We start from the raw sequence: 17,565 nt of genomic DNA on the forward strand, positions 1-17,565 counted from the left end.
CATCGCCAACCCGATCTATTCGCTGCTGCTGGCGCATACCAACGACTTTCTGGACCAGTCCGACATGGCCTCGGCCTCGGCGGGGCTTCTGTTCATTAACGGTGTTGGTGCGATTACCGGGCCGCTGGTGACAGGTTGGCTGATGGAGGTTGCAGGCGACGGTGGCTTTTTCCTTTACATCGGTGTGCTGATGGCAGGCATCGCGGCCTATGCGGCATGGCGGATGACCCGCCGTGCCGGTGTTTCCAGCGACCTCACAGGCGCTTTCGCGGTGCTTTCGCCCACGGCTTCGCCGCTGGCGGTTGAGGCAGCCTTTGGTGCGGCGCAAGATCATGCAGAGGCAGCCGCGGCCACAGACGATCAGCCGCCATTGCACTAGGCCGCAAGCTCTGCCAGCCTCTGCAAAAGGGGGGGGTGCTTATGAAACCTGAGACAATCGTTGATTTCTGGCTGACCGAAGTCGGCCCAAAGGGCTGGTATGCGGCCACGCCCGAGCTTGACGCAACGGTCCGCGAGCGATTCGCCGCTGCATGGGAGGCGGTGCAAACCGGCAGCTTTGCGGATTGGGGCAATACCGCCAAGGGTGCGCTGGCATTGATAATTCTGACCGACCAGTTCCCGCGTAACATGTTCCGCGAGGATGGCCGCAGCTTTGCCACCGACGCGCTGGCTGTGCGCCTTGCCGAGGCGGCGATTGCTGCTGGGCATGATCTGGCCATTGCGCCGCCCGCTCGGCAGTTCTTTTACCTGCCTTTCATGCATGCCGAAGACAACGCCCTGCAAGCGCGGGGCATCGCGTTGTTTGCCGAGCGGATGCCCGGTGACAACTTGCGCCATGCCCGCGCCCATGCAGAAGTGATTGCGCGATTTGGCCGCTTTCCTTGGCGCAACGCCGCGCTGGGGCGGGTTTCGAGCGAGGCGGAGAAGGCGCTTCTGGCAGCGGGCGGATATGGCGCGATCCTGCGCGAAATCCCCGAGATTGCCGTTCCGCCAAAAAAGGTTTAATGGCAAACTAATTTGCCAACGGAGGGAATGATGGCTGCCAGAGGCTTTGACATGATCGTGATCGGCGCGGGGCCCGGGGGCTATGTAGCCGCCATCCGCGGCGCGCAACTTGGCCTGTCGGTCGCCATTGTCGAGCGCGAGCACCTAGGGGGCATCTGCCTGAACTGGGGCTGCATTCCGACCAAGGCACTGTTGCGCAGCGCCGAGGTGTTTCACCTGATGCACCGCGCCAAAGAGTTCGGGCTGAAAGCCGAGGGCATCGGCTTTGACCTTGCCGCCGTGGTGGCGCGGTCGCGCGGCGTGGCCAAGCAGCTTTCGGGCGGCATCGGGCATTTGATGAAAAAGAACAAGATCACCGTGGTGATGGGCAGCGCCACGCTGACCGGCCCGGGCCGCGTTTCGGTGAAAACCGACAAGGGCAGCGAAGAGCTGACTGCAAAGTCGATCGTGGTGGCCACGGGCGCGCGCGCGCGCGAATTGCCCGGGCTAGAGGCGGATGGCGATCTGGTCTGGACCTACAAGCACGCGTTGCAGGCAAAGCGGATGCCCAAGAAGCTTCTGGTCATCGGATCGGGCGCGATCGGCATCGAGTTTGCCAGCTTTTTCAACACTCTTGGTGCAAAGACTACGGTGGTCGAGGTGTTGGACCGTGTGTTGCCGGTAGAGGATGCCGAGATATCGGCATTTGCGCGCAAAGCCTTCGTCAAGCAGGGCATGACGATTCTGGAAAAGACCACGGTGAAAAAGCTCGACCGCAGTGCTGGCAAGGTGGTGGCGCATCTTGAGAACGCGTCGGGCACCAGCACGGCCGAGTTTGACACGGTGATTTCCGCGGTGGGGATCGTGGGCAATGTCGAAAATCTTGGCCTCGAGGCGCTTGGGGTCAAGATCGACCGCACGCATGTCGTGACTGACGAGTTCTGCCGCACGGGCGTGCCGGGGCTTTATGCCATCGGCGATATCGCAGGCGGCCCGTGGCTGGCGCACAAGGCAAGCCACGAAGGGGTGATGGTGGCCGAATTGATCGCAGGGGGGCATCCGCACCCGATCAAACCCGGCTCGATTGCCGGTTGCACCTATTGCCAGCCGCAGGTCGCCAGTGTCGGGTTGACCGAGGCGCGCGCCAAAGAGCAGGGATACGAAGTGAAGGTCGGGCGCTTCCCGTTTATCGGCAATGGCAAGGCGATTGCCTTGGGCGAGGCCGAGGGGCTGGTCAAGACCGTGTTCGACGCGAAAACCGGCGAATTGCTTGGCGCGCATATGGTGGGGGCTGAGGTTACCGAGCTTATTCAGGGCTATGTCATCGGCCGCGCGTTGGAGACCACCGAGGAAGACCTGATGAACACGGTTTTCCCGCACCCAACGTTAAGTGAGATGATGCACGAATCGGTGCTTGATGCTTACGGGCGCGTGTTGCACATCTGATGGAGGGAGCTGACCGAACCCGCTGGGGGGCTGTCTTTGCGATTTGGCTCGCTGGTCTTACTGCCGCAGGGCAGTTTTCCAAGGTTGGCGTGATCTTCGAAGAACTGGCACCGCTTTGGCCCGATGCGGGCGCGCGGCTGGGGCTGGTCGTTTCGGTGACGGGGCTGGTGGGGATCGTGTTTGGCACCACCGCCGGGTTGCTGGTGGCGCGGTTGGGCGCGCGGCGAATGATACTGGGCGCATTGCTGGCGGGCGCGGCGCTTTCGGCGCTTCAGGCGTTGGTGCTGCCACTCGGCTGGATGATCGCCAGTCGCGTGGCCGAGGGTTTTGCGCATCTAGCGATTGTGGTGGCGGGGCCAGTGCTGATTTCGGGACTGACGGCACCACGAGATCAGGCAGCGGCAATGACGCTTTGGTCCACGTTTTTCGGCATCGCCTTTGCGCTGACTGCAACCTTTGGTTTGCCCTTTGCCCAGATGCAGGGTCCGGCGGCGTTGTTTGGGCTGCATGGTGGCTTGATGGCGGCGGTGGCGGTATTGCTGGCAAAGGTTTTGCCGCATGAAAGCGCCGAGTATGCCCCTGTTCTGCGGCTGCGCGGTATTCTGGCAGATCATTGGCGCATCTATGCCTCGCCTCGGATCGCGGCACCGGCGATGGGGTTTATCTTTTATACGCTGATGTTCGTGGCACTGCTGACCATCGTGCCGGTGCAGGTTCCTGCGCAATATCGGGTGGTTACCGCAACGCTGATGCCGCTTGTTTCAATCGTGGCGTCGCTGGGCGTGGGTGTGCAGGTGGTGCGTTGGCTTGGTGCCGTGGCGGTGGTGCAACTGGGCTTTGCGCTGGCAGCGGTCGCCGCCCTTGGATGGTTGTTTGCCGCAGGGCTTGGGGCGGTAATCGCGGCGCTGGCGATGTCGGCGGCGCTTGGGCTGGTGCAGGGTGCCAGCTTTGCCGCAATTCCGGCGCTGAACGCAGATCGCGCCGACCGCGCGATGGCAGCCGGCGCGATTGCGCAATTGGGCAATGTCGGCACCACACTTGGCACACCGATATTATTGGCAATGACCACGGCCTGGGGGCCTGCCGCAATGGCGTGGTTTGCGCTGCCCCCGGCGTTGGCCGGTGTTGCGGTGCATCAGTGGCTTGCGCTGCGCAGGCGTTAGCGCACGACCTTACCGCCCGAGGATTGCCATTCATAAAAGCCGCCAAGGTTGTAAACCTCGGTGTGCCCAAGTTGCAGCAGCATTTGCCCCGCGCCAGAACTACGCGCACCCGAGGCGCAATAGATACCGATCGCTTTGCCTTGCTTGAACTCTTTCATGCATTCAGGGCTCGAAGGATCGCAACGCATACGCAATGCCGCCATCGGCACGTGCACCGCACCTTGCGCGCGCCCGGTGGAGCGCAGCTCCATCGCTTCGCGCACGTCTACCAAGACCATCTCGCCAGCCGAGACCTTCGGAATGGCGTCGCGCGCCGACATCCGCTCGACCCGCGCACCGCTTGACCCACCCGGACGCAAAAATCCAAACATTGCTATTCCTCAGCTGTTGACCCGTTGGGCGATGATCTGGCGTGTTGCGCGATGCAGATCAAGCCCTTCCCGCAAATATATTCACATACGGGAATGTAATGCAATGCCGCAACGCAGCATTGCGCGCGATAGACTGGATGTTCCGCGTTCGTTCACATAATTTGGTTGGAGACTCTGAAGCGATGCCCTATCTAGAGCGAACCAATGGGGGCAGGCATGGCGGAACAGAAGTTCATCGAGGTGCGCGGCGCGCGCGAGCACAACCTCAAAGGCGTTGATCTGGATATCCCGCGCGACAGCTTTGTGGTGATGACCGGGTTGTCGGGGTCGGGTAAATCGAGCTTGGCGTTCGATACGATCTACGCCGAGGGGCAGCGACGCTATGTCGAAAGCCTATCAGCCTATGCGCGCCAGTTTCTGGACCAGATGGGCAAGCCTGATGTCGACCATATCTCGGGCCTATCGCCTGCGATTTCGATTGAACAGAAAACCACTTCGAAAAACCCGCGCTCGACAGTCGGCACCGTTACCGAAATCTACGATTACCTTCGGCTTTTGTTCGCCCGCGCAGGCACCCCCTACAGCCCCGCCACTGGCTTGCCGATCGAGGCGCAGCAGGTGCAGGATATGGTTGACCGCGTGATGGCGATGCCCGAGGGCAGCCGCGCCTATCTGCTGGCCCCGATCATCCGCGACCGCAAAGGCGAATACCGCAAGGAGTTTGCAGACCTGCGCAAGCAGGGGTTCCAAAGGGTCAAGGTCAACGGCAGTTTTCACGAGTTGGAAACCCCGCCCGTGCTCGACAAGAAACTGCGCCACAACATCGACGTGGTGGTTGACCGGATCGTGGTGCGGCCGGGGCTAGAGACGCGGTTGGCCGACAGCTTTCGAACAGCACTAGATCTGGCTGATGGTATCGCGGTGCTTGAAAGCGCGGTCGAAGAGGGTGTTACGCCCGAGCGCATCACCTTTTCGGAAAACTTCGCTTGCCCAGTTTCGGGCTTTACCATTCCCGAAATCGAGCCGCGGCTGTTTTCCTTCAACGCGCCGTTTGGGGCTTGCCCGGTTTGTGACGGCTTGGGGATGGAGCTTTTCTTTGACGAACGTCTGGTGGTGCCAGATGTCACGCTGAAGCTGGCCGATGGCGCGCTGGCACCTTGGGCAAAATCCAAAAGCCCCTATTTCACGCAGACCATCGATGCGCTTGCGCGACACTACGGTTTTGACAAACGGCTTGCGTGGAAGGCGCTGCCCGAGGCGGTGCAAAAGCTGTTTCTTTACGGTTCGGGCGAAGAAGAAATCAAGTTCCGCTTTGACGAGGGGGGCCGTGTCTACGAGGTCAGCCGAACCTTCGAAGGTATCATCCCGAACATGGAACGCCGCTACCGCGAAACTGAAAGCGCGTGGTCGCGCGAGGAAATGGAGCGGTATCAGAACAATCGCGCCTGCGGGGCCTGCGGCGGCTACCGGCTGAAACCCGAGGCGCTGGCGGTCAAGATCGGCGGGTTGCATGTGGGCCAAGTGGTGCAAATGTCGATCCGCGAGGCGTTGGCCTGGGTCGAAGGCGCGCCGGCTTCGCTGAGCGTGCAAAAAGAGGAAATCGCGCGTGCAATCTTGAAGGAGATTCGCGAAAGGCTGGGGTTTCTTGTCAACGTCGGGCTGGATTATCTGACGCTTGCGCGCGCGGCAGGCACATTGTCGGGGGGCGAAAGCCAAAGGATTCGTCTGGCCAGCCAGATCGGATCGGGGCTGACAGGCGTGCTCTATGTGCTTGACGAGCCGTCGATCGGCCTGCACCAGCGCGACAACGCGCGGCTTCTGACCACGCTCAAGAACCTGCGCGATCAGGGTAATTCGGTGCTGGTCGTGGAACATGACGAAGAGGCGATCCGCGAGGCCGATTATGTTTTCGACATGGGGCCGGGTGCAGGGGTGCATGGCGGCAAGATCGTGGCGCGCGGCACGCCCGCCGAAATCGCCGCTGACCCTGCCAGCCTGACCGGGCAATACCTTAGCGGTGTACGCTCTGTCGCCGTGCCACGGGTGCGCCGTGCGGGGACCGGCAAGATGCTTCGCGTCGTGGGGGCGACCGGCAACAACCTCAAGAACGTCACCGCAGAGTTTCCGCTGGGCAAGTTTATCTGCGTGACCGGGGTTTCGGGCGGCGGAAAATCGACCCTGACGATCGAGACGCTGTTCAAGACCGCATCCATGCGCCTCAATGGCGCGCGCCAGACGCCCGCGCCGTGTGAAACCGTGCAGGGGTTGGAGTTTCTCGACAAGGTCATCGACATCGACCAACGCGCGATCGGGCGCACGCCACGCTCGAACCCGGCAACTTATACTGGCGCTTTCGGCCCGATCCGCGATTGGTTCGCGGGTCTGCCAGAGGCTGCGGCGCGCGGCTACAAACCGGGGCGGTTCAGCTTTAACGTCAAAGGCGGGCGCTGCGAGGCTTGTCAGGGCGACGGAGTCATCAAGATCGAGATGCACTTTTTGCCCGACATTTACGTGACTTGCGAAACCTGCAAGGGGCAGCGCTACAACCGAGAAACGCTCGAGGTGAAGTTCAAGGGCAAAAGCATCGCCGACGTGCTCGACATGACGGTCGAGGATGCGCAGGATTTCTTCAAGGCAGTCCCATCCATTCGCGAAAAGATGGATGCGCTGGTCGAGGTGGGCCTTGGCTATATCAAGGTCGGCCAGCAAGCGACCACCTTATCGGGCGGCGAGGCGCAGCGGGTAAAGCTGTCCAAGGAACTCAGCCGTCGCGCGACCGGCCAGACGCTTTATATCCTCGATGAACCAACAACCGGTTTGCACTTCGAAGATGTGAAAAAACTGCTCGAAGTGCTGCATTCTCTGGTCGAACAAGGCAATACAGTTGTGGTTATCGAACATAACCTCGATGTGGTGAAAACCGCTGACTGGGTTATCGACATCGGCCCAGAGGGGGGCGACGGCGGTGGCCAGATCGTAGCGAGCGGCACACCGGAAGACCTAGTGAAGGTGGCGGGTAGCCACACAGGGCGCTATCTTGCACCGCTGTTGGAGCGGCAGAAAAAGGCGAGTTAGCCGCCGGATGGGCAATCTGGCCCTCCGGCGGCATCATCTATTCCGCGAATGCGGTTATTTCTTCATCGGGCAGGTGGACATGCCGAGAATCGAGTAGAGCGGGCAGGTCTTCATCAGACCGGTGGCCAGCGGAATCAAGCCCAGCCAATACAGCCAGCTATAAGCACCATCCGGGTTCAGGAAATAGCCAAGGATCAGGCCCGCGCCAATCACGATGCGCAGCACGCGGTCAATGGTTCCTACATTTTCTTTCAGCATCTTCATCCCCTTCAACGCAGAGCGAAAGCGCCCCCTGCGCGCCTACAATACCCCAATTCAGGGCCACTGTAACGCGTCAGATCGCGCCGTTGCTGCGGTTGCAAAGCGCGTGGGGTGTTTCAGCCCCGCCCGCGTTTTTCGAACCGCGGCAGCATTGCAGAAAAGTCCATGCCGCGGCCGCCTTCCTGTTCAACGAAGCTGGCGTAGAGTGCGGCTGCAAGCTGGCCCATGGGTGTGTCGGCGTCCGCCGCCTCTGCTGCCTGCTGACTAAGCCGCAGGTCCTTCAGCATCAGTTCGGCGGCAAAACCCGGCTTGTAATCATTGTCGGCGGGCGATTTCGGCCCCACGCCCGGTGCCGGGCAATAGGCGTTCATGGTCCAGCTGTAGCCTGACGAGGTGGAAACCACGTCAAACATCTTCTGGCGGTCCAGCCCCAATTTGTCGGCTAGCGCGAATGCCTCGCAGGTGACGATCATGGTGGCACCAAGGATCATGTTGTTGCAGATCTTGGCGGCTTGCCCGGCCCCTGCCGCACCACAATGCACGGCCTTTTGCCCCATCACATCGAAAAGCGGCTTCACCGTGGCAAAGGCTTCATCGCTGCCCCCTGCCATGAAGGTCAGTGTGCCAGCGGTGGCCCCGCCGACGCCACCCGAAACCGGCGCATCAAGCGCGCCAAGCCCGGCTGCCGCAGCCTCTGCTGCGACCGCCCGCGCGCTTTCGACATCGACGGTCGAGCAATCGCAGAGCACCGCGCCGGGGTGCATCGCCGGGATCACCTCGGCGGCGACCGCGCGCAAGATCGCCCCATTCGGCAGCATGGTTATGACCACATCCGCACCCTTTGCCGCGTCTGCGGCGCTGGCCGCGCGGGTAACGCCTTCGGGGCAGGGCGCTACAAGGTCAAAACCCACCACCTGATGCCCCGCGCCAACAAGGTTGGCGGCCATCGGCGCGCCCATGTTGCCCAAGCCGATCACAGCGACTTTCATGGTTGATCCTCCCAAATGACGGCCTCGGGGCCGAGCGGTTCGAGCATGGCGGTGACTTCACCATCAGGTTGTGAGGCGACGGTATGCCGCCAACGAGGGCAGCGATCCTTGTCGATCAACTGCGCGCGCACGCCTTCCAGAAACTCGCCGTCCTCCGGCGCGCGCCACGTAAAGCGGTATTCCTGCGCCAGTGCCGCGCGAAGTTGGCCCGATGTCCGCGCACGGCGCACAAGTTCCAGCGTCGCGGCCATCGAAAGGGGGGAGTTGCGGGTGATGGTCTTCAAGGTCTCGCGCGCAAATTCGGTTTTGGCGGCGGTCAGCCGGGCGACGATATCGGCAAGGTCAGGCGCTGAGAAATGCGCATCAATTTCCTTCAGAACCAACGCCAGCCGCGCTGCGGGTGCAGCCTTGCCGCGAAGCGTGCCGATATCGCCCGTGGTGACAAGCTGCGATTTGAGCGCGCCCCACTCTGCCTCCGGTAGGAAATGGTCGGCAAAGCCTGACAAAATCGCATCGCCCGGCCCCATGCGCGCGCCCGTCAGGCCGAGGTATTCGCCCAAATGCCCCGGCGCGCGCGCCAGCAGGTGCGTGCCACCCACATCGGGGATAAGCCCAATGCCCGACTCTGGCATCGCGACCTGTGTGCTTTCACCAACGATGCGGTGGCGGGCGTGCCCGCCCACGCCCACGCCGCCGCCCATTACGAAGCCCTGCATGAAGGCGACAACGGGCTTGGGATATTCGGCAATCTTGGCGTTCATGCGGTATTCGTCGCGCCAGAAATCGCGCGCGGCACCAAATGCGCCTGCCTTGCAGGCGTGATACATGGCCGCGATATCGCCCCCCGCGCAAAAGGCGCGCTCGCCTTCGGCGTCGATCAGTACCAGCGCCACGGCGGGATCGTGCCGCCAAGCATCAAGCGCCGCTTCGATCGCCAACGCCATCGGGTGACTTAGCGCGTTGAGTGCAGCCGGCCGCGAAAACGTGATGCGCCCGGCGCGCCCTTCGATGCGTGTCAGAATGTCGCTCATCCGCGCTCCGCCAGCATGGCGCGGCTGATGATCAGCCGCATGATCTCGTTGGTGCCCTCAAGAATCTGGTGCACACGCAAGTCGCGCACCAGCTTTTCGATGCCATAGTCGGCAAGATAGCCATAACCGCCGTGGAGTTGCAGGCAAGCGTTGGCCACATCGAAGGCTGCGTCTGTCACATACATCTTGGCCATGGCGCAGAACTTGGTGGCGTCGGGTGCCTTCTCGTCCAGCTTCCACGCCGCTTGCCGCAGGAAAATACGCGACGATTGCAGCCGCACCTCCTGCTCTGCAAGCCGAAACTGAAGCGCCTGAAACTGGTCCAGCGTTTTGCCAAATGCCTTGCGCTCGCCCATATAGGCAAGCGTAAGGTTCAACGCCTGCTGCGCGCCGCCAAGCGCACTGGCGGCGATGTTCAGCCGCCCGCCATCAAGCCCTGCCATCGCGTAGCTGAAACCCTTGCCCTCGGTGCCGATCAGGTTGTCGAGTGGCACGAGGCAGTCATCAAACTGCACCTGCGCGGTGGGTTGTGCGCGCCAGCCCATCTTGTCTTCCAGCGCGCCAAAGCTTAGCCCCGCCGCGCCATTTTCGACGATCAGCGTGGAAATACCCTTCGGGCCGTCTTCACCGGTGCGCACCATCACCACATAGACATCCGAATATCCGCCGCCCGAGATGAAGGCCTTGGTCCCGTTCAGCCGATAACCTTCGTTGGTCTTTTCAGCGCGGGTTCGCAGTGCTGCTGCGTCCGAGCCAGAGCCCGGCTCGGTCAGGCAATAGGAAAATACCTTTTCCATGCTGCAAAGCGCGGGCAGATAGCGCGCCTTGACCTCGGCGCTGGCAAAGCGGTCGATCATGCCGCCGCACATGTTGTGAATGGTCAAGAAACTGCCAACGGCCGGGCAAGCCATTGCCAGTGCCTCAAACACCAGCGTCGCATCAAGCCGGGTCAGCCCCGAGCCGCCATGTTCTTCGCTGACATAAATGCCGCCAAGGCCAAGCTCGGCGACCTTTGCCCATAGGTCTTTCGGAATCGTTCCCTCCGCCTCCCACTGGCGGGCGTAGGGGGCGATGTGTTCCTGCCCAAAAGCATAGGCCATGTCGAAAATGGCCTGCTGTTCTTCGCTCAAGGCAAAATCCATGGTCCCCTCCTCGAAACGCTGGAAATGAACATCCGTTTAATTTCCAATCGTTGCAAGAGTTTTGCAAGGCTTCCGGCGCGGGCAAGGCCCTGCCGATTTGTGCAATGGCGCAGCTTCATCGCAATGACATGCGGGCAATGAAGAAGGGATAACCTTCCTCATTGCCCTTGATGCCGCGTTACGAAAGGCGCGTCTTGGCCCCTGTTAGTCCATCGCCTTGAAGTTGAAGGCCGAACCTTCCTTGATGCCGCTCGGCCAGCGCGAGGTGACGGTCTTGGTGCGGGTGTAGAAGCGGAAGGCATCCGGCCCGTGCTGGTTCAGATCGCCAAAGGCCGATTTTTTCCAGCCGCCAAAGGTGTGATAGGCCAGCGGCACCGGAATCGGCACGTTGATACCGATCATGCCGACGTTCACGCGGTTGGCAAAATCACGCGCGGTATCGCCATCGCGCGTAAAGATCGCGGTGCCGTTGCCGTATTCATGGTCCATCGCCAGTTTCAGCGCCTCTTCATAAGATTGCGCGCGCACGGTCGAAAGCACCGGCCCGAAGATCTCTTTCTGGTAGATCTCCATGTCGGGGGTGACATTGTCGAACAAATGCGGGCCAACGAAGAAGCCATCTTCGTAGCCTTGCAGTTTGAAATCACGCCCGTCGACCACCAGCTTCGCGCCAGCCGCCACGCCGGACTCGACCAGACGCAGGATATTGGCCTTGGCGGCCGCGGTTACGACGGGGCCGTAGTCCACATCGTTGCCCGCCGTCCAGGGGCCGACCTTCAGCTTTTCGATGCGCGGAATCAGCCGCTCGATCAGCGCGTCCGCCGTGGCATCGCCCACCGGCACCGCAACCGAGATTGCCATGCAGCGCTCGCCCGCGGCACCGTAGCCCGCACCTACCAGCGCGTCTGCCGCCTGATCGAGGTCGGCGTCGGGCATGATGATCATGTGGTTCTTGGCACCGCCGAAGCATTGTACGCGTTTGCCCGCCGCACAGCCGCGCGAATAGATGTAATGCGCGATCGGGGTAGAGCCGACAAAGCCGATTGCCTGCACGGTTTCGTTGTCGATAATCGCGTCAACCGCATCCTTGTCGCCGTTGACCACTTGCAGCACGCCGTCAGGCAGCCCCGCCTCTTTGAACAGTGCAGCCAACATCAGCGGCACAGAAGGGTCGCGCTCGGACGGCTTGAGGATGAAGGCGTTGCCCGCGCTGAGTGCGGGGCCCAATTTCCACAAGGGGATCATCGCGGGAAAGTTGAAGGGCGTGATGCCTGCGGCCACGCCCAGCGGCTGGCGCATCGAATACATGTCGATGCCGGGGCCTGCGCTGTCGGTGAACTCGCCCTTCAGCATTTGCGCGGCACCGATGCAGTATTCGATCACCTCAAGCCCGCGCTGCACATCGCCCTTGGCATCAGGAAAGGTCTTGCCATGCTCGGCCGAAAGCGCCGAGGCGAGCTTGTCCATGTCGCGATTGATAAGGCGCACCATTTCCATCATCACGCGCCCACGGCGCTGCGGGTTGGTGGCGCCCCATGCGACCTGCGCTTTCGCGGCATCGGCCACAGCCGCGTCAAGCTCGGCCTTGGAGGCCAAGGCCACGCGGGCCTGCACTTCGCCCGTGGCGGGGTTGAATACATCGGCAAAGCGCCCCGAAGAGCCTTTTACCGCTTTGCCGTTGATCCAGTGACCGATCTCTTTCATCGCAACCTCCCAAGTTGATGTCCGCAACAACATAGCCTTGCAGAAATGCCGCGAAAAGACGCAGGATGGCAAAAGCGTTTTGCAATTCTGCAAAGGGGGCGGCATGGCCGACTGGGATGATCTGCGCGTATTTCTGGCGGTGGCCCGAAGTGAAAGCCTTTCAGGCGCGGGCAGGACGTTAAAACTCGACGCCGCCACCGTGGGCCGCCGTATCGCGCGGTTGGAATTGGCGCTGGGCGTGCCGCTATTTGTGAAAAGCCCGCAAGGCTATGCGTTGACCGATGCGGGCGCGCGGTTATTGCCGCGCGCCGAGCAGGCCGAACAAGCGGTTTCGGGCGCGGCCGAAGAACTGGGGGCGGCGAGCGGGCAATTCTCGGGGCAGTTGCGCATTGGCGCCCCCGATGGGTGCGCAAATTACCTATTGCCGCAGGTCTGTGCTGCACTGTGCGATGCGCACCCCGGTCTAGAAATCCAGATTGTCGCGTTGCCGCGAGTGTTCAACCTTTCCAAGCGCGAGGCGGATATGGCCGTGGCCGTATCACCGCCTGCCGCGGGGCGGTTGCTGGTGCAACGTCTAACCGATTATCGGCTGCACCTTGTCGCATCGCGCGCGTATCTGGCCCGCCACCCGCCGATTTCGCGCATTGCTGATCTGAGCGGGCACCGGATGATCGGCTATATTCCCGACATGATCTTTGACAAGGAACTCGACTATCTCGGCGTCACCGGCGTCGATGCGGTCGGCCTTTCTTCGAACTCGGTGCCGGTGCAGTTGATGGCGCTGCGTGCGGGGGCAGGGGTTGGTATCGCGCACGACTTTGCCCTGCCATTTGCGCCAGAACTTGAACGGATTCTGACCAAAGAGGTTTCGCTGACCCGCGCCTTCTGGCTGATCCGCCACGCCGATGACCAGCGCTCGGATCGCCATCGTCGGTTGGCAGAGGCGCTGGGGCAGGGGATCCGCCGCGAAGTGGCGCGGTTGGAGGCGGCGGTGGAAAACCTTGCTTGACAGATCGCCACACCCGCATGACGCTGAAGACAAGCCAAATAACAGGGGAGGATGCGATGCAGGTTCTGCAAATTCTGAAAGACAAGCCCGCTGGCGTGATAACTGTGGCCCCAAATGCGTCGGTTGCGGATGCCGCCGCGTTGCTGTCCAGCCGCCGGATCGGCGCGCTGGTCGTTTCAAGCGACGGCAAGCGCGCCGAGGGCATCCTGTCAGAGCGTGACATCGTACGAGAACTGGGCCATCGCGGGGGCGGCTGCCTTTCTGACAAGGTCAGTGCAATTATGACCGCGAACCCGGTTGGCTGCTTACGCAACGATACCGCCGATCAGGTGATGGAAAAGATGACCGAGGGCCGCTTTCGGCACATGCCGGTGATCGAAGATGGCGTAATGATCGGCCTGATTTCCATTGGCGATGTGGTAAAGGCGCGGCTTTCGGAACTTGCGATGGAAAAAGAAGCCCTGACCGGGATGATCATGGGCAACTGACGCGGAGTTTCTGCCGCGGTGCAGCATCGAGGCGCTTGCATTTGGCCGTGCAATCTTGTTGCCTGTGCGCCAGAACGTCTTGCGCGAGGGGGGAACGATGCGCATTGGCCTGTATCCCGGCACATTTGACCCGGTTACCTTAGGGCATCTCGACATCATTCAGCGCGCTATGGCGCTGGTCGATTGTCTGGTCATCGGCGTCGCGATCAACCGTGACAAGGGGCCGCTGTTCAACCTTGAAGAGCGCGTGGCCATGCTCGAGCGAGAGTGCGCGGTGATTGCCGCGCGTTGCGGCGGCGAGATTCGCGTACACCCGTTCGAAAACCTGCTGATCGATTGCGCGCGCGATGTGGGCGCAGGCGTCATCATCCGGGGGCTGCGGGCGGTTGCCGATTTTGAATACGAGTTCCAGATGGTCGGCATGAACCGTGCGCTCGACGCCAGCATCGAAACGGTGTTTCTAATGGCCGATGCCCGCCGCCAAGCGATTGCCTCGAAACTGGTCAAGGAAATCGCGCGACTGGGCGGCGATGTGTCGAAATTCGTCACCCCCGCGGTCAACGAGGCGCTGGCGCAGAAATATCGTTAAGCAGAAAAAGGGCGCTTTCGGGCAAAGGATGCCGCGAAAACGCCCCTAGGATTTGCGATCTTCAGATCAGCTTGGCCATCGCGACGGCGGTGTCGGCCATGCGGTTGGAGAAGCCCCATTCGTTGTCATACCACGCGAGAATCCGGCACATCCTGCCTTCCATCACGCGGGTCTGGTCGAGGTGGAAAATTGACGAGCGCGGATCGTGATTGAAATCCGAGCTGACATTGGGCTGATCGGTCACGCCAAGAATACCCTTCAGCGGGCCAGCGGCTGCGGCGGCGCTGACTGCGGCGTTGATTTCCTCAATAGTCGTGTCGCGCGCGGCTTCGAACACCAGATCCACGACCGAGACGTTCGGCGTTGGCACCCGGATCGACATACCGTCAAGACGCCCGTCCAGTTGCGGCAATACAAGGCCAACTGCCTTGGCCGCGCCGGTCGTTGTGGGGATCATGCTGAGTGCTGCGGCGCGCGCCCGGTAAAGATCGCGGTGCATTGTGTCGAGCGTGGGCTGATCGCCGGTGTAGCTGTGGATCGTTGTCATGAAGCCTTTGGTAATGCCGATTGCGTCGTGCAACACCGCGGCAACCGGTGCCAAGCAGTTGGTCGTGCAAGAGGCGTTCGAGACAACGAGATGCTCGCGCTTCAGGGTGTGATGGTTGACGCCGTAAACGACGGTCGCATCGGCACCCTTCGAAGGAGCTGAAACCAGCACGCGGCTTGCTCCATTTTCCAGATGCACCGCAGCTTTATCGCGGGCGGTGAAAATGCCGGTGCACTCAAACACGATATCGACATGTTTCCACGGCAACTCGGCGGGGTTCTTGACGGCGCTTACCTCGATCGGGCCGCGGCCGACGTCGATGGTGGTCGCGGTGGTCCGCACTTCGCCGGGAAAGCGCCCGTGCACCGAATCAAAGCGCAGCAGGTGCGCGTTGGTTTCTACCGGGCCAAGATCGTTGATGGCGACCACCTCGATATCGGTGCGCCCCGACTCGATGATAGCGCGCAGCACGTTGCGCCCAATACGCCCAAATCCGTTGATCGCTACTTTCACCGCCATGTCGGCCTCCGCTTGGAATCGCGCCTACGGCGCTTTTAGCGCTAACATGTGTCGAGTGCACGGATTTTCAACCCCCGCGCGGGATTTCAGCGCCAAAAGGCTACGTAATCTACCAAATCAACGAATTTGTTGCCGAGAAACACAAGGTGCTGGGTGCCAACATATGCGTAATCGATTCCGATCAGCACCAGCAGACTCAGCCCCAGCCACAGCGCGATGCGATCCGTCATGCCGCCCCCTCTAGCCGAGGAGCCGCCCCATCACCCCGGCCACATCGGCCATGCGGACGGAAAAGCCCCACTCGTTATCATACCAAGCAAGCACACGTACCGTGCGGCCACCAACCACCTTGGTCTGGTCAGGGGCGAAGATAGACGAATAGGGCGTATGATTGAAGTCGATCGATACCTTGGGCTCCGGGTCATATGACATGACCATACCCATGTAGCCCGCTGCCGCTTCGCGCACGATTTCGTTGATATCGTTTACAGTTACGGTCTTGCCTGCAACAAAGGTCAGATCGACCGCCGAAACGTTCGGAGTGGGCACGCGCATCGAGGTGCCGTCGAGTTTGCCGGCCAGTTCGGGTAGCACCTCGCCCAAAGCCTTAGCAGCACCGGTCGAGGTGGGAATCATCGCCATCGCTGCCGAGCGGGCGCGGTAAAGGTCTTTGTGGCGACGGTCCATGGTTGGCTGATCGCCGGTATAGCTGTGGATCGTCGTCATGATCCCCGACTCGATGCCAACTGCGTCGTTCAGCACCTTGGCTAGCGGTGCGAGGCAGTTGGTGGTGCAAGAGCCGTTTGAAACCACCAGATGATCTTCCCGCAGGTCGCGGTGGTTGACGCCGTAGACCACGGTCTTGTCGGCCCGCTTGGCGGGCGCAGACACAAGCACGCGCCGCGCGCCGTGGTTCAGGTGCACCGCCGCCTTGTCACGGTCGTTGTACTTGCCCGAACATTCAAGCACCACATCGACGCCGTCCCAATTCAGCTCTTCCGCATTGTAGGTGGACATCACCTCGATCGGGCCGCGCCCGATATCCAAGGTGGTGCCTTCCACCCGGATCGGACCGGGAAAGCGGCCATGCACCGAATCATATTTCAGCAAATGCGCATTGGTTTCGATTGGCCCGGTCGCGTTGATCTTGACCACCTGGACATCGTTTCGTGCGAGTTCGGATATCGCTGCAAGCGTGCAGCGCCCGATACGGCCGAAACCGTTGATTCCAAGGGTTACAGTCATCGTGCGCTCCTGCCTTGGCGCGGGGCAAGGGCGCCCGCCGGTTCGCAGATAGCATGCCGCGTGGGACTGGAAAATCCATCAAATCAGTGTGGTAGCGAAAACATATAGAGTTTGCGCAAACATCAGGCGTCTTCCTGCGCAACCAGAAACAGCTCGCCCGCAGCTTCCATTTCGCGGATCGCGGCGACGACTGCGCTCATCGCCTCGTCTGCGTCTTTTTCCTTGATCCGGGTAAGGTTGGCCATTTCATCGCGCAGGTTGCCTGCCATTCGTTGCGAGATATTGGTTAGAATGAACTCCGCCGATTTCGCGTTTTCACCCTTGGCTGCGGCCAGTGCGGTGATGAGTTTGGTCTGATCGACGTTGCGCAAGATCTTGGGCACGTCGCGCGGGTCGATTCGCTGCGGGATGTTGGTGAAGGTAAAGATCGCCTTGCGCACCTGATCGGCAAAAACCGCATCTTCCTCATCTAACCCTTGAAGCACAGCATCGCGGGTGGCGGCGGGCGAGAAGTTGAGGATGGCCCCGACCCGCTCGACCGGGCCAGAATTGAATGCGCGGGGCGGCGCGGCATCTAACTGGCCGGCGAGCGAGTGGCCAATGCGTAGCACCGTGTCGGGTGCTACATTGCCCGTTAGCGACACGGCAAAGGCCACCCGCCGCGCGCGATCACCGGGCAGCTTGCCCAACAGCTCCGCCGCCTTTGCGACCGAGAGCTTGGAGAGCAGAACCGCGGCGACTTCAGTGCTTTCATCCTCGAGCACGGGCAAGAGCTGTTCGGGCGACAGACCGATGATCCGCTCCCACGGATCAAGCCGCGAGTTGGCACCAGCGAGCCGCCGCAAGCGGTTGGCGGCACTGGCAGAAAGGTGTTCGCCAAGAATGCTCAGCGCGCCATCAAGCCCGCCGTTGAAGGCTAGGCCGACTTCGTCCAGCGATTGGCGGAACTCTTCGATCACGTCCGAAAGTGTTGCGCGATCAATCGTTTTCATTGCGGCCATC

At 61.4% G+C, this 17,565-nt stretch carries 17 protein-coding genes and 1 pseudogene; 8 read left to right on the forward strand and 10 right to left on the reverse strand.

Annotated features, from left to right (window positions below; all coding sequences use genetic code 11):
- The 4 genes and pseudogenes from ABY403_RS03695 to ABY403_RS03710 form a co-directional block, all read left to right on the forward strand.
- Positions 1–379 (forward strand): annotated as a pseudogene (locus ABY403_RS03695) (MFS transporter); the annotation flags it as partial.
- Between the two features lie 41 nt (positions 380–420).
- Positions 421–1,005, forward strand: coding sequence for a DUF924 family protein (locus tag ABY403_RS03700; RefSeq protein WP_372838974.1), 585 nt, complete (start codon positions 421–423; stop codon positions 1,003–1,005).
- A 30-nt stretch (positions 1,006–1,035) separates the two neighbouring features.
- A complete protein-coding gene (gene lpdA / locus ABY403_RS03705; RefSeq protein WP_372838977.1) occupies positions 1,036–2,430 on the forward strand; it encodes a dihydrolipoyl dehydrogenase in 1,395 nt (464 codons plus the stop codon).
- Positions 2,430–3,593, forward strand: coding sequence for an MFS transporter (locus ABY403_RS03710; protein WP_372838979.1), 1,164 nt, complete (start codon positions 2,430–2,432; stop codon positions 3,591–3,593). The genes lpdA and ABY403_RS03710 overlap by 1 nt, the downstream gene beginning before the upstream one ends.
- Here ABY403_RS03710 and ABY403_RS03715 read toward each other — a convergent pair.
- Positions 3,590–3,964 carry a rhodanese-like domain-containing protein gene (locus ABY403_RS03715; RefSeq protein ID WP_372838982.1) on the reverse strand — a complete coding sequence of 125 codons (375 nt, stop codon included), beginning with the start codon at positions 3,962–3,964 and terminating at the stop codon, positions 3,590–3,592. The genes ABY403_RS03710 and ABY403_RS03715 overlap by 4 nt on opposite strands.
- A 216-nt stretch (positions 3,965–4,180) precedes the next feature.
- On the opposite strand from ABY403_RS03715, the gene uvrA reads away from it, so the two are divergent.
- Positions 4,181–7,039 carry an excinuclease ABC subunit UvrA gene (gene uvrA, locus ABY403_RS03720; RefSeq protein ID WP_372838984.1) on the forward strand — a complete coding sequence of 953 codons (2,859 nt, stop codon included), beginning with the start codon at positions 4,181–4,183 and terminating at the stop codon, positions 7,037–7,039.
- Between the two features lie 54 nt (positions 7,040–7,093).
- Here the strand turns inward: uvrA and ABY403_RS03725 are convergent, their stop codons facing one another.
- The 5 genes from ABY403_RS03725 to ABY403_RS03745 all read right to left on the reverse strand — a co-directional run bounded on the left by ABY403_RS03725 (position 7,094) and on the right by ABY403_RS03745 (position 12,166).
- Positions 7,094–7,297 (reverse strand): DUF2892 domain-containing protein, encoded by a 204-nt coding sequence (locus tag ABY403_RS03725; protein ID WP_372838986.1) that lies wholly within the window; start codon positions 7,295–7,297, stop codon positions 7,094–7,096.
- A gap of 119 nt (positions 7,298–7,416) precedes the next feature.
- On the reverse strand, positions 7,417–8,289 hold the full coding sequence (mmsB, locus tag ABY403_RS03730; protein ID WP_372838988.1) for a 3-hydroxyisobutyrate dehydrogenase: 873 nt from the start codon (positions 8,287–8,289) through the stop codon (positions 7,417–7,419).
- Positions 8,286–9,320 (reverse strand): enoyl-CoA hydratase/isomerase family protein, encoded by a 1,035-nt coding sequence (locus tag ABY403_RS03735; protein ID WP_372838990.1) that lies wholly within the window; start codon positions 9,318–9,320, stop codon positions 8,286–8,288. Before ABY403_RS03735 ends, mmsB begins: the two co-directional genes overlap by 4 nt.
- A complete protein-coding gene (locus ABY403_RS03740; RefSeq protein WP_372838993.1) occupies positions 9,317–10,462 on the reverse strand; it encodes an acyl-CoA dehydrogenase family protein in 1,146 nt (381 codons plus the stop codon). Before ABY403_RS03740 ends, ABY403_RS03735 begins: the two co-directional genes overlap by 4 nt.
- 204 nt (positions 10,463–10,666) lie before the next feature.
- Positions 10,667–12,166, reverse strand: coding sequence for a CoA-acylating methylmalonate-semialdehyde dehydrogenase (locus tag ABY403_RS03745; protein ID WP_372838995.1), 1,500 nt, complete (start codon positions 12,164–12,166; stop codon positions 10,667–10,669).
- A 103-nt stretch (positions 12,167–12,269) separates the two neighbouring features.
- Here ABY403_RS03745 and ABY403_RS03750 point away from each other — a divergent pair, with 103 nt between their 5' ends.
- The 3 genes from ABY403_RS03750 (at position 12,270) to coaD (ending at position 14,252) form a co-directional block, all read left to right on the forward strand.
- Positions 12,270–13,175: a LysR family transcriptional regulator gene (locus ABY403_RS03750; RefSeq protein WP_372838998.1), complete on the forward strand. Its 906-nt coding sequence runs from the start codon at positions 12,270–12,272 to the stop codon at positions 13,173–13,175.
- Between the two features lie 56 nt (positions 13,176–13,231).
- Positions 13,232–13,663 carry a CBS domain-containing protein gene (locus tag ABY403_RS03755; RefSeq protein ID WP_372839000.1) on the forward strand — a complete coding sequence of 144 codons (432 nt, stop codon included), beginning with the start codon at positions 13,232–13,234 and terminating at the stop codon, positions 13,661–13,663.
- A gap of 97 nt (positions 13,664–13,760) precedes the next feature.
- Positions 13,761–14,252 carry a pantetheine-phosphate adenylyltransferase gene (gene coaD / locus ABY403_RS03760; RefSeq protein WP_372839002.1) on the forward strand — a complete coding sequence of 164 codons (492 nt, stop codon included), beginning with the start codon at positions 13,761–13,763 and terminating at the stop codon, positions 14,250–14,252.
- 61 nt (positions 14,253–14,313) lie between these two features.
- Here coaD and gap (ABY403_RS03765) read toward each other — a convergent pair whose 3' ends face one another.
- From gap (ABY403_RS03765) to ABY403_RS03780, 4 genes are all read right to left on the reverse strand, one after another.
- Positions 14,314–15,318 carry a type I glyceraldehyde-3-phosphate dehydrogenase gene (gene gap, locus ABY403_RS03765; RefSeq protein ID WP_372839005.1) on the reverse strand — a complete coding sequence of 335 codons (1,005 nt, stop codon included), beginning with the start codon at positions 15,316–15,318 and terminating at the stop codon, positions 14,314–14,316.
- Positions 15,319–15,404: 86 nt separating this feature from the next.
- Positions 15,405–15,548 carry a hypothetical protein gene (locus ABY403_RS03770; protein WP_372839007.1) on the reverse strand — a complete coding sequence of 48 codons (144 nt, stop codon included), beginning with the start codon at positions 15,546–15,548 and terminating at the stop codon, positions 15,405–15,407.
- A gap of 10 nt (positions 15,549–15,558) precedes the next feature.
- On the reverse strand, positions 15,559–16,563 hold the full coding sequence (gene gap, locus ABY403_RS03775; RefSeq protein ID WP_372839010.1) for a type I glyceraldehyde-3-phosphate dehydrogenase: 1,005 nt from the start codon (positions 16,561–16,563) through the stop codon (positions 15,559–15,561).
- A gap of 122 nt (positions 16,564–16,685) precedes the next feature.
- The coding region (locus ABY403_RS03780; protein ID WP_372839011.1) for a flagellar motor switch protein FliG at positions 16,686–17,565 on the reverse strand (880 nt) is incomplete at its 5' end.

Origin of the sequence: Phaeovulum sp. (assembly GCF_041596715.1) — a bacterium.
Lineage (GTDB): Bacteria > Pseudomonadota > Alphaproteobacteria > Rhodobacterales > Rhodobacteraceae > UBA6213.

Bases quoted from the DNA above. Each gene is read 5' to 3' on its own strand.
- ABY403_RS03700 (WP_372838974.1), top strand. From the start codon at position 421: ATGAAACCTGAGACAATCGTTGATTTCTGGCTGACCGAAGTCGGCCCA.
- lpdA (WP_372838977.1), top strand. From the start codon at position 1,036: ATGGCTGCCAGAGGCTTTGACATGATCGTGATCGGCGCGGGGCCCGGG.
- ABY403_RS03710 (WP_372838979.1), top strand. From the start codon at position 2,430: ATGGAGGGAGCTGACCGAACCCGCTGGGGGGCTGTCTTTGCGATTTGG.
- ABY403_RS03715 (WP_372838982.1), bottom strand. From the start codon at position 3,964: ATGTTTGGATTTTTGCGTCCGGGTGGGTCAAGCGGTGCGCGGGTCGAG.
- uvrA (WP_372838984.1), top strand. From the start codon at position 4,181: ATGGCGGAACAGAAGTTCATCGAGGTGCGCGGCGCGCGCGAGCACAAC.
- ABY403_RS03725 (WP_372838986.1), bottom strand. From the start codon at position 7,297: ATGCTGAAAGAAAATGTAGGAACCATTGACCGCGTGCTGCGCATCGTG.
- mmsB (WP_372838988.1), bottom strand. From the start codon at position 8,289: ATGAAAGTCGCTGTGATCGGCTTGGGCAACATGGGCGCGCCGATGGCC.
- ABY403_RS03735 (WP_372838990.1), bottom strand. From the start codon at position 9,320: ATGAGCGACATTCTGACACGCATCGAAGGGCGCGCCGGGCGCATCACG.
- ABY403_RS03740 (WP_372838993.1), bottom strand. From the start codon at position 10,462: ATGGATTTTGCCTTGAGCGAAGAACAGCAGGCCATTTTCGACATGGCC.
- ABY403_RS03745 (WP_372838995.1), bottom strand. From the start codon at position 12,166: ATGAAAGAGATCGGTCACTGGATCAACGGCAAAGCGGTAAAAGGCTCT.
- ABY403_RS03750 (WP_372838998.1), top strand. From the start codon at position 12,270: ATGGCCGACTGGGATGATCTGCGCGTATTTCTGGCGGTGGCCCGAAGT.
- ABY403_RS03755 (WP_372839000.1), top strand. From the start codon at position 13,232: ATGCAGGTTCTGCAAATTCTGAAAGACAAGCCCGCTGGCGTGATAACT.
- coaD (WP_372839002.1), top strand. From the start codon at position 13,761: ATGCGCATTGGCCTGTATCCCGGCACATTTGACCCGGTTACCTTAGGG.
- gap (WP_372839005.1), bottom strand. From the start codon at position 15,318: ATGGCGGTGAAAGTAGCGATCAACGGATTTGGGCGTATTGGGCGCAAC.
- ABY403_RS03770 (WP_372839007.1), bottom strand. From the start codon at position 15,548: ATGACGGATCGCATCGCGCTGTGGCTGGGGCTGAGTCTGCTGGTGCTG.
- gap (WP_372839010.1), bottom strand. From the start codon at position 16,563: ATGACTGTAACCCTTGGAATCAACGGTTTCGGCCGTATCGGGCGCTGC.